This window comes from Arundinibacter roseus, assembly GCF_004348825.1.
Taxonomy (GTDB): domain Bacteria; phylum Bacteroidota; class Bacteroidia; order Cytophagales; family Spirosomataceae; genus Arundinibacter; species Arundinibacter roseus.
Window position 1 is genome coordinate 42,436 of the sequence record NZ_SMJU01000001.1, and the last position, 15,871, is coordinate 58,306.

A 15,871-nucleotide genomic window follows, 5' to 3' on the forward strand; every position below is an offset into this window, starting at 1 on the left:
TCAACTAATCGGTTGTATTTATACAGTATTTTTGAAAAAATCGGACTGCAAAAGTAAGCAACCTCAACTGATTTCCAAAAGGTTGGTATCGTTTTTTTATGTTCTGCCCATTAACAAAATCTATGTTTGTATACTTGTACTTCGTATTTTCTTTTGCAATTCAATTGATCAATCCCTATGTCATCAACAAAAACACCCATTACCGTGGCCTACGGCGACGGCATCGGACCTGAAATCATGGACGCCACGCTGCGTATTTTGACCGCCGCCGGCGCCCGCATCGAACCCGAAATAATTGAAATCGGTGAAAAAGTGTATAAAAGTGGAAACACCGCGGGCATTCAGCCTTCCGACTGGGAGTCGCTGCGGCGCACCAAAGTTTTTTTGAAATCTCCCATCACGACTCCGCAGGGCGGCGGCTATAAAAGTCTGAATGTGGCTGCGCGTACCAGTTTGGGCCTTTTCGCCAACGTCAGGCCGTGTCAGGCCTACTCGCCTTATGTAGAAACCAAGCATCCGCTGCTGGATTTGGTCATTATTCGGGAAAACGAGGAAGACCTGTATACGGGCATAGAACACCGGCAAACCAATCAGGTGTATCAATGTTTAAAACTGATTTCGAGGCCGGGCTGTGAAAAAATCATTCGCTACGCCTTTGAATATGCACGCGCCTACAACCGTCGCAAGGTGACGTGTCTTTCCAAAGACAATATCATGAAAATGACTGACGGACTTTTTCATAAAGTTTTTGATGAAATCGCTCTTGAATATCCCGACATTGAAAAAGAACACTGGATCATCGACATTGGCTCGGCACTCCTCGCCGACACGCCCGAACGCTTCGGGGTGATCGTTACGCTTAATTTATACGGAGACATCATTTCTGACATTGCGGCCCAAATCGCCGGGTCGGTGGGTATGGGCGGCTCGGCCAATGTGGGCGAGCAGTGCGCTATGTTTGAAGCTATTCATGGCTCTGCTCCCGATATTGCCGGGCGCGGCATTGCCAATCCGTCCGGGCTACTTAATGGTGCCATCATGATGCTGGTCCATATCGGGCAGGGCGATGTAGCCGCAAAGGTTCACAATGCCTGGCTCAAAACCATCGAAGATGGCATTCATACGGGCGATATATATCAGGAAGGCATTAGTGCCAAACGCGTCGGTACCGCCGAATTTACCGAAGCTGTACTGGAACGCCTTGGTCAGCTTCCCGAGCATTTCAAGCCGATTAGTTATGCAGCCGCGCCGCGCCCCATTCAAATCAGTACCGGTAGCGAAACCCGGCAGCAAAAAACACTAGTGGGTATTGACATCTTTCTGGATTGGACACAAGGCACTTCACAGCAGCTGGGCGAAACCCTAACCGCACTGGAAAATGCCCCGCTTCAACTCAAAATGATCACCAATCGGGGGGTACGGGTTTTTCCGGACGGTATTCCTGAAACCTTCTGTACGGATCATTGGCGGTGTAGATTTGTGAGTAAAAATGGCCCCGATGCCCCGGTTGATCGTGCCGCTACGCTCGCCATGTTGGCGATGCTTCATGAACAGGGCTTTGATACTATCAAAACCGAAAATTTATATTTATTTGACGGACAACCAGGTTTTTCATTGGTTCAGGGTGAGTAAAAACATCAGGCGGCAGAGTCAGCTCAGTAGATTCTGCCGCTATTCTTTCAATTTTTAGTAAAAAAAAACGTTTGATCCACGTAGAATTTCCTTTACAAACGTTGTTTTAGTAGTATTGTCATCAGATAGTACCACTTTTATGGATCGGTATATGAGATTGTTTTTAGCTACACATATGAAAATCAAAAGGAGTCGTGTATTGGGCTTGTTGCTTATCGGCATTTGCCTATGGTTGCAGGCCTGCAACCCTACGATGCAAGCGTACAAGCAGGGAATCAAGAAATTTGACAATGGCGAATACGACCTTGCCATTAAAGATCTTCAAAGGGCCGCTGCGGGTGGCTACGAAGCTGCTCAAACCAATCTTTTACTCGCAGAAGCGTACCGCCTTTCCAACCGATTTCGGGAGGCTATCCCCTATTACAAAGCAGCTTTTGAGGCCGGCTCAACCGATGCTGACGCCCGTTTTCAATATGGCTACGCACTAAAAGCAGCAGGACAGTACGAAGAAGCCAAAGCGCAATTTGCACAGTTTGTTGATGCTCCCAATGCCAATAAAAATTTGCAGGAACGGGCATTTCGGGAAATAGAGACATTAAAAATTACAGATCGGATCAGTCTGAAAAAACAGGAAGTTACCGTTCTCAATCTTCCATTCAATACTCCCGGCGCCGAATTCGCCCCCGCTGTTCTCGGAAATGAACTAGTACTATCGGCTTCCAAAAAAGAAAAAGTATATAAAAATAACGGGCAGCCGATGCTTGGTTTATACAAAATCAAGGTCGGTGAAGCGCCTTCCGAAGCGAGCGGTAGCCCTACCCTATTTAGTTCTGCTGTTTTTGCGGAGGATGCCAACGAAGGTTCTCCTGCCTTTACACCCGACGGCAAAACGCTGGTCTTTGCGCGCGGAAATACCGGAAAGCGCAAAGGTACCGTAGACGTGGACCTGTACATGAGTCGGCTGGTGAATGGTCAATGGACTGAGCCACGCTACCTGCCCATCAATGATTCACTGGCGTGGGATGGTTCTCCGGCCTTCTCACGTGACGGCAAAACCCTCTATTTTGCTTCAAATCGCGCGGGCGGTTCGGGCGGCATTGATCTTTACCGAACCAACATGGATGCTTCCGGGCGGTTTAGCAAGCCCGTCAATATGGGCAAAGACATCAATACTGCGGGTGACGAAATGTTTCCGTATGTGTCTCCTGAAAACAAACTTTATTTTTCTTCAGACGGGCACCCCGGCCTTGGCAAGCTGGATATCTTTGTAGCTACGCGTACGCAGGGAGTCATTTCCATCGAAAATCTGGGCATACCATTCAATACGCCTCAGGATGATTTTGGGTTTGTGTTTTTTGAAGATCTGGACAATGGATTTTTCTCTTCCAACCGGGAAGGTGGCAAAGGCGATGACGACATTTACTTTTTCTCAAACCCCGTCGTGGACGAACCTGACTCTACCGTTATTGCTGCCAATGATCCGTCCAACCCGAACAACCCAAATAATCCTAATTACATCAAAGGGCAACTCAAAGTAGTCCGGTACTTCCTGGCCGGCACTATCCTGACCAACAACCCTACCGCACTTCCTCTGGACTCGGCTACGGTGCGTATACTATCGGACAGTGCCGATGTAGAACTGGCCAAACTAACAACCGCCGATCAGGGTAAGTTTGGAAATTACCGCCTGGAAGAAGGAAAGGATTATATTCTATTGGTCGAAAGAAAGGGCTACATCAGCAAGCGGGAGCCATTTTCGATGGATGGGCGTAGCATCCCTCCTATTTTTCTGGATAAAGTCCTGACCGATACTACCTACCGGGTAACCGTTCGGCTGGATAGTCTCGAATTGAACAAAACATTTGTGCTGGACAATATCTATTACGATTTGAATAAGTATAACATTCGACCCGATGCAGCCGCAGAACTGGATAAACTCGTTCAGATTTTGAAAGATAATCCTTCTGTCACGATTGAACTTGCCTCGCATACCGATGCCCGGGCTACCGATGCCTACAACAATACGCTTTCTCAGCAACGGGCCGAGTCTGCGGTGAATTATCTCGTATCCCGGGGAATTGATGCGAGCCGCATGACCGCCAAAGGCTACGGGGAGCGTCAGCTGATTGTTCAAAATGCCAAAACCGAAGAAGAACATCAGCGCAACCGCCGGACCGAATTCACGATTTTGAGCTACTAAATTGGTTTCAGCCATTAGTTAGTTAGTTAGTTAGAACTTATCTTTATTTATAATAATCTTCGCAAGCAGCCCAACGCCAATGTTTGGGCTGCTTTTTTTATGCATTGCATGAAAATTCGTATTCGGCACAGATTTTTATGAAAGGTTGATAAAGTCTTATCAATCCTGAAATCCATGAAAATTTCCTATGCACTCCTTCTCGTTTTATTGGTACTTCTTGGCACCCTTAGCTCCTGCGAAATATTCGGGCCGGGACAGGGTATTTTTGCCCCGGCTTCTCCACATGAGCAATATGCACGTTCGTTAAAATCAGCCAACCTGGACCAAACCGCCCTTGGAACCCGATGGCTGTCTGCCTCAGAAAAGGCCCTTCAAGACTCTGTTTCCCTGTCCGTTCCTTACCGCGAAAGTGGCTATTTCCCGGCGCATACGCCCGTAGCCGTAGGGTATAAACTGGCCGTTGAGCGGGGCGATGTAATCCTGCTTTCGCTTACCATTCAAAGCGAAAATCCTGCCCGGGTATTTTTGGATGTTTTTGAATTTGATGAAGAAAAAGGTACCACCAAACGAGTACTCTCCGGACAGGCCGACTCCACGCTTCGCTGGGAGGTTCGCCGCTCCCAAACCCACCTGATCCGCATACAACCCGAGCTCCTTCGCAGTGGCCGCTACACCTTGTCGGTCAGCCGTCAACCGCTCCTGGCATTTCCAGTGGAGGGGCGCAACAGCAAACAAATCAGTAGTTTTTGGGGCGCCAATCGTGACGGAGGCCGGAGGTCGCACGAAGGCGTTGATATTTTCGCCCCTCGCCAAACCCCCGCACTCGCCGCAACGGATGGCCTCGTGACAAGGGTTGGAGTCAATACTTTGGGCGGAAATCATGTATTTCTTTCCAGCATCAAGCACGGCCTTAATCTATACTACGCCCATCTCGATAGCTGGAATGTGGCACAAGGCGCACGCGTGCAGGCAGGAGACACCATCGGGTTTATTGGAAATACGGGCAACGCACGCACCACTGGCCCGCACCTGCATTTTGGTATTTATGAATCAGGGAAGGGAGCAATTGATCCACTCCCATTTATCAGAATTGGCTCCGGCGAACCTACCCAAGCCCTTTTAGCAGCAGAGCTTTTGGGCGATACCCTCCGGCTAACCTCAGCTTCGCCTTTGCGGATAGCCCCTACATCCAAAGCCGACCGTCTGCAAACGCTTCCCCGATATCAGATCGTGTCGGTCATTGGCGGTACTGCCGAATGGGTACGGGTACGGACACCTGCCAACCTCGAAGGTTACGTGTCACGCAATGCACTCAGCCCCATTGAAAAATCGCTGCGGGCGCGCACATTGCCTCCCCAAACTGTAATTCTGGATAATGCTTCGACTTTGGCAACTGTAATGGATTCACTAAAAACATCCGGTAAAATTTCTGTTTTGGGTGTTCACGATTCCTTTGAGCTAGTGGAAAGTCCGTCCGGCGGTTCTTTTGGTTGGGTAAATATGGAGGTTTCAAACTGAATTTGAAGCCAACCGGCTACTTCGTCTAAAAAACCTTTCTGTTTTGGCGTATGTTTGCAGATAGTATCAACAGGCTATCGCATTTCATGTCCAATCGCACAATTTACTGGTTTCGTAACGATCTGCGCCTTCACGACAACGAAGGTTTTTTGAAAGCTTCCCAAAGACCCGGTGAAATTATCCCGGTATATGTTTTTGATCCCCGAATTTTTGAATTATCACCGCTTGGTTTTCGGAAAACAGGGATTTTTAAAACCCGTTTTTTGCTTGAATCCGTAGAAGATTTACGTCGGTCTTTGCAAGCAAAAGGCGCCGATCTGCTCATCCGGTTTGGGGAGCCTGAAAAAGTACTTGCCGAACTGGCCCAACAATATGACGTCAGCGAAATTCACCTCAGCAAAGAAGTTGCACAGGAAGAAACCGACGTAGAATCTTCGCTCAGTAAGCGCCTGAAAATCCTGAATGTGGATATGGTTTTTACCTGGATGGCCACCCTTTACCATGTGCGGGATTTACCCTTTGGGTTCAATAAATTACCCAACGTTTTCACCGATTTTAGAAAAAGCGTCGAAAAAAATACGTCGGTTCGCCCAACCCTGGCCGAGCCATCCGCTCTCAACTTACCTGAGGAATTCGTGCCTGGTGAAATTCCTTCATTCCAAACACTCGGCTATGAAGAAACGGAACTGATACAGGCAGATGGCAGGGGCGTTCTTGATTTTAAAGGCGGCGAAACCGCCGGTTTGCAGCGCTTGCATGCATATCTCTGGGAAACACAGAACTTAGCTACTTACAAAACTACCCGAAACGGTCTGCTTGGCGCTGATTATTCCTCCAAATTCTCCGCCTGGCTGGCAGTAGGCTGTCTTTCTCCACGAAAGGTTTATGAGGAAGTCAAACGATTTGAAACGGAAATTATAGTCAATGACTCAACTTACTGGCTGATATTTGAGCTGCTGTGGCGCGACTATTTCCGCTTTGTCATGCTGCGCTGGGGCACTCGCTTATTCAAACCCTCAGGACTAAAACTCGACAAAGACAAAACCTGGAAACAGGATAAAGCACTTTTTGAACGCTGGACATCCGGCCAAACCGGCGTACCTTTTGTAGACGCCAACATGCGCGAGTTAAACGCTACGGGCTTTATGTCTAACCGGGGCCGGCAAAATGTCGCTAGTTTCCTGGCTCATGATTTGGGTATCGACTGGACCTGGGGTGCGGCTTACTTTGAAAGTCTGCTGCTAGATTATGACGTATGCAGCAATTGGGGCAACTGGAACTACATTGCAGGCGTGGGCAACGATCCGCGCGAAAACCGCTATTTCAATACTTATTCACAGGCCACCCGCTACGATCCCGACGGCGCTTACCTGCGGCATTGGCTGCCTGAGCTTGCGGAAGTGCCTGCCGATAGGCTAAACAAAGTATGGCAACTGAGCAAATCGGAACAGGAAACCTACGGCGTCTCCTTAGGCAGTACATATCCGTTACCGATCATCCCGGCCGACAAATGGTTGTAGGCCCTAGGCTACCGATAATGTAGTTTTATAGTTAGAAATAATTAGATTTGAATAATTTTATACCAACATCAACCTCAAATCAAAAACTGTTATGTCAAAGAGTGTAATCGTTATAGTAGTCGTTCTTTTGCTGGGTGGCATGTTCGGATGCAGTACATACAACGGACTTGTCGGCAAAGACGAAACCGTCAATGAAGCCTGGTCAAAAGTGCAAAGCCAATACCAACGCCGGGCGGATCTGATTCCCAATCTTGTGAACACAGTTAAAGGAGCAGCCGATTTTGAAAAAAGTACCCTTACGGGTGTAATTGAAGCGCGTTCCAAGGCAACTTCCGTACAGCTAACAGCCGATCAGCTGACTCCCGAAAATATGCAGAAATTTCAGGCTGCACAGGAGCAACTGAGCGGGGCATTGTCGCGACTACTGGTATCCGTAGAGCGGTATCCTGAACTAAAAGCCAATCAGAATTTTCTGGAATTACAGGCGCAGCTGGAAGGCACCGAAAACCGAATTGCTGTGGCTCGAAATGACTTCAATACCGTAGTGAAAGACTATAACCAATCGGTCCGTAGCTTTCCGGCCAATATATTTGCGGGCATGTTTGGCTTTCCTGTCAAAGGATTCTTCGAAGCTTCTCAGGCAGCACAAAACGCTCCAACGGTACAATTCTAATTCTGAGGATTCCGACACGTACCTTACTGGCGCCACGCTGCTTATTTTTGGTGGTGTGGCGCCTTTTTTGTTGGCTATTTAAACCAAATTCCCGCTATGTCTAAGGCACACCCTTTGTTTGGAAAAGAAGAACAGGATCAAATTGTACAGGCCATTCAGGAGGCAGAAAAACAAACCTCCGGCGAAATCAAAGTACATATTGAACAACACTGCCCGGATGCCGACGTCATGGAACGCGCCAAAGTCGTGTTCGGTGAGCTAGGCATGCATACCACTCAATTTCAGAACGGCGTACTTTTTTACCTCGCCTATCAGGATCGTAAGTTTGCTGTTCTGGGCGATAAAGGAATTTATGAAAAAGTACCCCACGACTTTTGGGAAAGCACCAAAGACAAACTGCGCTTGCATTTCAAAGCCAGCGAGTTTTCCATTGGCCTGTGTGAAGGCATTCTGGAAGCTGGTTTGCAATTGAAAAAATACTTCCCCTATCAATCAGATGACACAAATGAACTCCCCGATGATGTATCATTTGGATAACTTAAAGCCATGAATAAATTTCGCTGTTTTCTTCCCTTCCTGACACTTTTTCTGCTGGCCACTAGCCTGTTTGCGCAGGACATTCCCCCACGGCCCAGCCCGCCCCGGCTCGTCAACGACCTGGCCAATCAGCTCAACGGCACCGAAGTAGCCGCTCTGGAACAAAAACTGGTAGCCTACAACGACTCAACGTCCACGCAGATTACGGTCGTGATTGTACCAACCGTGGAGCCCTACGCCATTGCCGACTATGCCTTTAAACTTGGGCGTGAATGGGGTGTAGGTCAAAAAGGAAAGAATAACGGAATTGTCCTGCTTTGGGCGCCCAACGACCGCAAGGTATTTATTGCCACCGGATACGGCATGGAAGGGGTCGTTCCGGATGCGATTGCCAAGCGTATCATTTCTCAGGAAATTATCCCGGAATTTAAAAATAACATGTTTTACCGCGGACTCGACCGGGGAGTTGATGCCATTATCCGGGCAGCGGCCGGCGAGTATGAAGCCGAAGCTACGAACTCCGACGAAGGTTTTCCAGGAGGCTTTGTTGTCTTTATTTTTATTCTGATTATCATTCTGATCATTATTTCCCGCAACAAAGGCGGCGGCTCAGGCGGACGCGGATTCCGAAATACGAGTGCTGGTCCTGTCATTTGGCCATATAGCACGCACACGGGCTGGGGCAGCTCCTCGGGAAACTGGGGCGGTGGCAGTAGCAGCGGTGGAGGTTTTGGCGGCTTTGGTGGTGGTAGCTTTGGCGGCGGTGGCGCTGGTGGAGATTATTAATTATCTCAGTTTTTCACAAAAAGTCAAATAGAAGTAACTTGTATGAACGCCTCATTCTGCCTAAATTTATAGGCAAAATGAGGCGTTTTCGCCTTCACCGCACACGAACTAATCCCGATGAAAGGGCATGAAACTCCTCATTGCATCGTTTTGGGAAAATAAGTTTAAAATTATCAACGTATACACTTCATGGAAAACAGAGTTAATGTGGGTTTATTAATCGGTTTTCTGGTCATGACGGTGGTTTCGGTAATGTTTGGGTACCTCTACTACCACGAAAGGGCAATAACCCGGCAGCAGGAACGAGCGCTTGACACCCGGGTGAATGAACTGGCACTTACCGAAATGAAACTTGACTCAATTTCCCGACAGTTGACCGAACAAATTACACAGGTACGGCAATTGGGAGGCAATGTTAAAGAACTGGAACGCATTAAAGCCCGGCTTGAAGCCGACCGCGCCGAACTCCGCAAGGGCAATATTGTGCTCGCTTCTACGGTTAAGGAATATGAAGATTTTTTAACCAAAAAAAATACAGAACTCATCTCTCTGCGAAACGCAAATAAAAGTTTATCCTCTAAAAATCAAGAACTTGACTCGACCAACATAATGTTACAGCAGGAACGCCAACTGCTTGATGATTCGCTGGCACAGGTGCTTTCCAAAACGCAGGATCTGGAAGCGAAGGTGTCATTGGCGGCCACGCTGAAAGCCCGAAATTTGAAAGTTGTGGCGGTATCTACGAAAGGTAAAGAACGGGAAGCCGCCGACCTCCGCGCCCGACAGGTAGATGACCTCCGGGTAGAGTTTGAGCTGGAAGCCAACCCCCTTGCCGAACCCGGCACCAAACGTATATACATGAAAATTCTCGACCCGCGCGGAGCCACACTTTCTGATGCAAGCCTGGGATCGGGCGTATTGTCCTACCACGGCAGGTCGGAGCTGTTTACGCTGAGTAAGGATGTAGCCTACACCAACAGTACGCAAAAAGTCAACATTATTTATAACCGCACGCAACCCTATCAGAAAGGGACCTACTCGGTGGAGTTGTTTGCCGAAGGACAAAAAATCGGGGAAGGGGGCTTTTCGATTCGGTAGGCAGGCAGTTTTAGTACAGACACTTGGCCTTCATGAAGTTACTTCTACTAGTTTCTAAATCTTTATAAAAACGAAGAAACCCTCATTCCAGAACATGAATGAGGGTTTCTAAGCTGTAAGAGACTAAGGACTATTTCAGATCAAAGCGATCCAGGTTCATTACTTTGGTCCATGCGTTCACAAAATCTTTGGCAAATTTTTCTTTATTGGTAGTGCTTGCATACACTTCTGCCAATGCTCTCAATTCAGAATTGGATCCAAAAATCAAATCGTTTCTTGTGGCCGTCCATTTCACCACACCTGTCTTCCGGTCTTTTCCCTCAAAAATTTCTTTTGAATCGGCCACGGGCGACCAAACAGTACTCATATCTAGCAAGTTAACAAAGAAATCGTTGGTTAACTTGTCCTTCTGAGAAGTCAAAACACCATTTTGCGATTGGCTATAATTGGCATTCAGTACACGCAATCCACCTACAAGAACGGTCATTTCGGGAGCGGTAAGTTTGAGCAATTGAGCCTTGTCTACCAACAACTCCTCGGTAGGTATTGTAAACTGATTTTTTGAATAATTCCTAAAACCATCGACCAAAGGCTCCAAAACTGCCATGCCTTCAATACTTGTTTGCTCCTGAGTAGCATCTACTCTGCCCGGTGTGAAGGGCACAGGAATTGCTAATCCTGCATTTTTGATGGCTTTTTCAACCGCAGCTGTACCACCCAGTACGATCAGGTCGGCAATAGATACTTCTTTTTTATTTTCTGCTTTAAAATCATTCTGAACCTTTTGCAAAGCTCCTAATACTTTTTCAAGTTGTTTGGGGTTGTTTACTTCCCATTCTCTCTGAGGCAGCAATCGAATACGTGCGCCATTGGCCCCCCCCCTTTTGTCGGATCCTCTGAAAGTACTCGCAGATGACCATGCCGTATAAATCAACTCATTGGCAGGTATGCCGGAGTTAAGAATCTTTGTCTTCAACTTTTCAATTTCGCTGGCATTAAAAGTTACCTTGGCCGGTGCCGGAACGGGATCTTGCCAAATGAACGTTTCCTTCGGAACCTCAGGACCTAAGTACAACGAACCGGGACCCAAATCTCTATGCGTCAATTTGAACCACGCCCGTGCAAAAGCTTCATCAAAAGCCTGTGGATTTTCGAGGAATTTGCGGGATATTTTTTCATATACAGGGTCAAATCGCAGCGAAAGATCGGTTGTCAGCATGGTTGGCAGGTGCATTTTGGTATTGTCAAATGCATCAGGAATAATTTTCTGACCGTTTTTAGCCACCCACTGATGCGCTCCTGCCGGGCTTTTGGTTAGCTCCCATTCGTTTCCAAACAGAATAACAAAAAACTGATGCCCCCAACGGGTCGGAGTTGAAGTCCAGGTTACTTCAAGGCCCGAAGTAATGGCATCCGTACCTTTACCCGATTTATACTTGCTTTTCCAGCCCAGGCCCTGCTCCTCAATTGCAGCCGCTTCGGGCTCTTTACCTACGAGTGAGGCATCACCGGCACCGTGGGTTTTTCCCAACGTATGTCCACCGGCAACCAACGCCACGGTTTCTTCGTCGTCCATACCCATTCTTCCAAATGTTTCCCGTATATCAATCGCCGCCGCTACCGGATCGGGATTGCCATTTGGTCCCTCGGGATTAACATAAATCAAGCCCATTTGTACAGCCGCCAGCGGATTTTCCAGCTTACGTCCATCCGAATAGCGATTATCTTCCAGCCACTTGGTCTCTTTTCCCCAATATACATTCGACGCCGGCTCAAATACATCTTCACGGCCACCGGCAAAGCCAATAGTTTTGAAACCCATTGATTCAAGCGCAACATTCCCTGTCAAAATCATCAAATCTGCCCAGGAAATTTTGTCACCATATTTCTGTTTTACCGGCCAAAGCAACCGTCGTGCCTTATCAAGATTGCCGTTGTCGGGCCAACTATTCAGTGGCGCAAACCGTTGTTGTCCTTCATTTGCTCCGCCTCGTCCATCACCTGTACGGTACGTACCGGCACTGTGCCAGGCCATGCGAATAAAGAGCGGGCCATAGTTTCCAAAATCCGCCGGCCACCAATCCTGAGAATCAGTCAGGATTTTTTCTATATCTTTTTTAAGTGCGTAATAATCCAGCGTCTTGAACTCCTTCCGATAATCAAAATCTGCACCCATCGGATTCGACAATCCGGAATGTTGGCGCAGCACTTGCAGGTTCAACTTGTTAGGCCACCAATCTTCGTTTGCCGTACCTTTCACGGCAGAGTATTCGCCTTTGGGTTTGGTTGAATGACCCATCGGGCATTCGGCTGCCTGTTCCTGAGCGAATGTTGTTCCACTCACAAATAGGGCAAGCACGATTAAAACTTTTTTCATTGTACTAGTTTTTAGGGTTATTAATTCAATTTCTAAATACCTGGCTCAAAAGCATAGGCAATCTGCGTGTGGGTTGAGAAAAAGAGGAGGGATATTCTAAAAAATTCAGTATATCGCTTTTTCCTGTTTCAGCTTAATAAATGCCTCACTACTACGTAAAACACCTTGCAGAAGTAGCGAACGGCTATTTGTTCAATATCTTCTCAGCTACTTGCGACACGGCAAAACTAGGACATCCAAACTCATTTACACAGACAATATTTTCAATACTTACTATTGACAGCATCAATAGTAAAAAACAGGCGAAACATTCTATTGTACATAAAATTTTTCCTGTTGATAATCAGATACTTAAAGAGTTTATTTTGATCTGACGTAAAGATCAGGAAGGAGAAGACTGCACAGAAAATTCTTACTTGCCCAATAAAATAGAGTATTTTCAGGAAAATGATCAGGCAGAAAGCAGGTAACTGACACCCGTCAAAACGTGCAGAATTTTATACCTTCGCAGGAGAAATGCAGGTAGCTAAAGACCAACTGCCCGACAAAAAACGTTTCACCCGGATTTATCAATAAAATGAACTTACAACAAATACAATACATCGTTGCGCTAGATAAATTCAAGAATTTCAGTCATGCCGCTGAATCCTGTTTTATAACTCAGGCTACATTAAGTACGATGGTTAAAAAATTAGAAGAAGAGCTGGATATTGTAATTTTTGACAGAAAAACCAACCCAATTTTAACGACAGAATGCGGGAAAGAGCTAATTGAAGAAGCAAAAAAAATACTTTGGCACAGCAATAACCTAAAACAACTTTCTTCCACCTTAAAGGGGAATATTGAGGGCGAGTTAAGAATTGGAGTTATTCCGACAATTGCAGGGAATTTATTGTACCGGGTTATTCCTGATTTGATCTTGAAGTTTCCTAAGCTAAAATTGTTCATCTCAGAAATAAATACTTCATCAATTATTCAAAAAATTAAAATGGGAGAACTCGACGCAGGAATCGTTTCTACTCCATTGAACGTCGATGGAATAGACGAAGAAATTCTATACTATGAAAAGCTGCTGGTCTACGGAAATCAAAACAGAAATAAGAAATACCTTATCCCCGAAGAAATTTCTACGGAAAAAATATGGCTGCTTGAAGAAGGAAATTGTTTGCGGGAGCAAGTGATAAATTTTTGTGGGCTAAATCCAAAGAAAATGCATGAAAACCTTCATTTTCAGCCCAATTCCTTTGAAACCTTACTAAGCTTTGTTGACAGATTAAATGGTCTAACTCTCATTCCGGAACTCTACTTCATGGACTTACCACTTGAAAAAAAATCAAAAGTCATTGATTTTCAAACGCCCGTACCCGTCCGGGAAGTAAGTGTCATTTATCACAGACCCTATGCAAAACTTCGGCTGGTGAATACCTTAATTAAAGAAATAAAAGAAACGATCTTACCACTATTGAGTACAAGTACTTTAAAGAATAATGAAATTGTGATTGCCAAAATTTAGCAAATAAAAAACAAATTAAATGAGTAGTTATTCAGATTTCAAGTGCAACTTACTAATCCTTACTTGTTTTTCAAGAACTCAAAATCTTTATCTATTCTCTAATTTTCCATCAAAAAAGCCGGATTAAAAAGAAGTGTTTCTTTCTAATCCGGTTCGGGTAATATCTATTAAAATGAAGCTTTATTTCCTTAACTATCGGTGGTTTGTTTTTTCACGGCTTCTCTTGCATCGTACACCACACACGGAAAACCAAACAAGCATTTATCCTTAATAATTTGGGCTACATTTTCGGGGACGAGTTGCTCCCATCCGGGCTCGCCGCGCTTCACCATTGCCAGCACCTGATCGGTCGTCCAGCGCATGTGTTCTACTTTATAATCCCGAATGTCCTCAATTTTATCGTTGATTACCAAATAGCTATATAACGGTTTGAGATTGTCCGGTACTTCAAAATTCTGGCAGTTATAGATCGTTTCATCGGCTCGCAGCGTGGGGTAAATCAGCAGCTTTACTTTTCGGCTAAACAACGTTGCAAAAGATTCGAGAATACCGCCCGGCAAAAAGTCGTAGTGTTTTTCTTTAAAAATATCCTGCAAACTCGGAATCCCGAGCAGAAGACCGATTTTGAGCCGCGTCAGTTTGGACAGATAAGCCACAAGGTGAAAGTACTCGTGGTAGTTGGAGATCATCACTACGTGCCCCATGGAGCACAGAATATCCACCCGGTCCAGAAAATCCTTTTCGTCAATGTGCTCATCATCTGCCTGTTGCAGGTTACGCAGCGTCAGCTCCGATACCATCAGCACGCGGGCAGGGTCCACGTCGGGCTCGGCCAAAAACTGCCGCGTACCATTTTCAATGAGGTCTACGTGTACGTTGGTAATAGGCCGCAGGCGGCCGCGCATCATCAGAATGTGCTTTTTATAAAATGCTTCCGACGGTTGCAGCACGCCCCCATCGGCGCCAAACAGGGCGGCATTGGTAAAGCCATTTTTGACCAGATGCAGGCTCATCACACGGTTGTCGACCTCCATAAAATCCGGGCCGCTAAATCGGATCATGTCGATTTCGATCCGCTCGGGGCTCAGGTCGTCCATGAGCGAAAGCAGCAGGGTATCAGCCGACATCGGGTAGTAAAAGCAGCCGTAGATCAGGTTGACGCCAATGACGCCGAGTGCCTGCTGTTGCAGTACATTTTCGTTGTCGAGCATGCGCACATGAATGACCACTTCGTTGTAGGGGCCCATCGGGTGCAGCTGAAACCGCAGGCCAATCCAGCCGTGGGGTTCGTTGGTTTTCTGGTAATTAAGCGCCACAACGGTGTTGGCAAAGGCAAAAAACAAGCTATTGGCGCCGCGTTTTTCGGCCAGGCGTTTTTCCATCAGGCTATACTCTTTGTGCAGCATTTTGATCAGCCGCGACTCGCATACGTAGCGGCCGCTCTCTTCGGTGCCGTAGATCGCATCGCTAAACGTCATATCGTAGGCAGACATCGTTTTGGCAACGGTGCCGGAAGCTCCGCCTGCTCTAAAAAATATGGAGGCCGTTTCCTGCCCGGCACCGATTTCGGCAAATGAGCCGTAAATGCGCGGGTCAAGGTTCAGCCGAAGTGCTTTTTGTTTGGTTCCGAGTGTTTTATCGTGTGAGGCAGACATGAATGTTCTTTTTTGGTAAATATAAAAAAAATACTACTTCTTTCGGTGGCTTATTCCTCCTGCACTTCACTTTCAAGGAAAAACACAAACCACCTGCGGTGACATTTTACCTTCATCTGTACAGAAGGTAATTTCTAAAAAAACAGTAAAAAATTCTGTTTCCATCCCTGTTCCTGGTTATCTTGCCTGTGGATATACTACACCAAACGAAGTTTTTCGAACCTTAGGTGTTTGTTCCGATGCCTTTTTTTCAAGCCATATTCTACGTACTCTTTGCAGTCGTCCCAACATCCGAAACAGGAATGAACAGAATACTTTTTGAACGGATCAATTCTTGAAAAGAGACAATTTTTACCCCTTAA

Annotated in this window: 11 protein-coding genes; 9 read left to right on the forward strand and 2 right to left on the reverse strand. The window is 46.5% G+C overall.

Annotated elements, in window-relative coordinates; genetic code table 11:
• Positions 1–177: 177 nt before the first annotated feature.
• The 8 genes from EZE20_RS00285 to EZE20_RS00320 all read left to right on the forward strand — a co-directional run bounded on the left by EZE20_RS00285 (position 178) and on the right by EZE20_RS00320 (position 9,964).
• A complete protein-coding gene (locus tag EZE20_RS00285) occupies positions 178–1,632 on the forward strand; it encodes an NADP-dependent isocitrate dehydrogenase (RefSeq protein ID WP_132113300.1) in 1,455 nt (484 codons plus the stop codon).
• Between the two features lie 175 nt (positions 1,633–1,807).
• Entirely contained in the window at positions 1,808–3,832 is a 2,025-nt protein-coding gene (locus tag EZE20_RS00290) for an OmpA family protein (protein WP_228713475.1), read from the forward strand.
• A gap of 174 nt (positions 3,833–4,006) precedes the next feature.
• Positions 4,007–5,350 (forward strand): M23 family metallopeptidase, encoded by a 1,344-nt coding sequence (locus EZE20_RS00295; protein WP_132113302.1) that lies wholly within the window; start codon positions 4,007–4,009, stop codon positions 5,348–5,350.
• An 86-nt stretch (positions 5,351–5,436) separates the two neighbouring features.
• Positions 5,437–6,870, forward strand: coding sequence for a DASH family cryptochrome (locus tag EZE20_RS00300; protein WP_132113304.1), 1,434 nt, complete (start codon positions 5,437–5,439; stop codon positions 6,868–6,870).
• A gap of 91 nt (positions 6,871–6,961) precedes the next feature.
• Positions 6,962–7,543 carry a LemA family protein gene (locus EZE20_RS00305; protein WP_132113306.1) on the forward strand — a complete coding sequence of 194 codons (582 nt, stop codon included), beginning with the start codon at positions 6,962–6,964 and terminating at the stop codon, positions 7,541–7,543.
• 96 nt (positions 7,544–7,639) lie between these two features.
• Positions 7,640–8,080 (forward strand): TPM domain-containing protein, encoded by a 441-nt coding sequence (locus EZE20_RS00310; RefSeq protein ID WP_132113308.1) that lies wholly within the window; start codon positions 7,640–7,642, stop codon positions 8,078–8,080.
• Positions 8,081–8,089: 9 nt separating this feature from the next.
• Positions 8,090–8,866 (forward strand): TPM domain-containing protein, encoded by a 777-nt coding sequence (locus EZE20_RS00315; protein WP_132113310.1) that lies wholly within the window; start codon positions 8,090–8,092, stop codon positions 8,864–8,866.
• A gap of 189 nt (positions 8,867–9,055) precedes the next feature.
• On the forward strand, positions 9,056–9,964 hold the full coding sequence (locus EZE20_RS00320; protein WP_132113312.1) for a hypothetical protein: 909 nt from the start codon (positions 9,056–9,058) through the stop codon (positions 9,962–9,964).
• 130 nt (positions 9,965–10,094) lie between these two features.
• Here the strand turns inward: EZE20_RS00320 and katG are convergent, their stop codons facing one another.
• Positions 10,095–12,341: a catalase/peroxidase HPI gene (gene katG, locus EZE20_RS00325; RefSeq protein ID WP_132113314.1), complete on the reverse strand. Its 2,247-nt coding sequence runs from the start codon at positions 12,339–12,341 to the stop codon at positions 10,095–10,097.
• Between the two features lie 577 nt (positions 12,342–12,918).
• Between katG and EZE20_RS00330 the strand changes: the two genes are divergently transcribed.
• Entirely contained in the window at positions 12,919–13,854 is a 936-nt protein-coding gene (locus EZE20_RS00330) for a LysR substrate-binding domain-containing protein (RefSeq protein ID WP_132113317.1), read from the forward strand.
• Between the two features lie 188 nt (positions 13,855–14,042).
• Here EZE20_RS00330 and EZE20_RS00335 read toward each other — a convergent pair whose 3' ends face one another.
• Positions 14,043–15,509 (reverse strand): TonB-dependent receptor, encoded by a 1,467-nt coding sequence (locus EZE20_RS00335; RefSeq protein ID WP_132113319.1) that lies wholly within the window; start codon positions 15,507–15,509, stop codon positions 14,043–14,045.
• Between the last annotated feature and the right edge of the window lie 362 nt (positions 15,510–15,871).

Coding starts and splice junctions, on each gene's coding strand:
- EZE20_RS00310 (WP_132113308.1), top strand. CDS start 7,640: ATGTCTAAGGCACACCCTTTGTTTGGAAAAGAAGAACAGGATCAAATT.
- EZE20_RS00320 (WP_132113312.1), top strand. CDS start 9,056: ATGGAAAACAGAGTTAATGTGGGTTTATTAATCGGTTTTCTGGTCATG.
- EZE20_RS00335 (WP_132113319.1), bottom strand. CDS start 15,509: ATGTCTGCCTCACACGATAAAACACTCGGAACCAAACAAAAAGCACTT.
- EZE20_RS00295 (WP_132113302.1), top strand. CDS start 4,007: ATGAAAATTTCCTATGCACTCCTTCTCGTTTTATTGGTACTTCTTGGC.
- EZE20_RS00330 (WP_132113317.1), top strand. CDS start 12,919: ATGAACTTACAACAAATACAATACATCGTTGCGCTAGATAAATTCAAG.
- EZE20_RS00315 (WP_132113310.1), top strand. CDS start 8,090: ATGAATAAATTTCGCTGTTTTCTTCCCTTCCTGACACTTTTTCTGCTG.
- EZE20_RS00305 (WP_132113306.1), top strand. CDS start 6,962: ATGTCAAAGAGTGTAATCGTTATAGTAGTCGTTCTTTTGCTGGGTGGC.
- EZE20_RS00290 (WP_228713475.1), top strand. CDS start 1,808: ATGAAAATCAAAAGGAGTCGTGTATTGGGCTTGTTGCTTATCGGCATT.
- katG (WP_132113314.1), bottom strand. CDS start 12,341: ATGAAAAAAGTTTTAATCGTGCTTGCCCTATTTGTGAGTGGAACAACA.
- EZE20_RS00285 (WP_132113300.1), top strand. CDS start 178: ATGTCATCAACAAAAACACCCATTACCGTGGCCTACGGCGACGGCATC.
- EZE20_RS00300 (WP_132113304.1), top strand. CDS start 5,437: ATGTCCAATCGCACAATTTACTGGTTTCGTAACGATCTGCGCCTTCAC.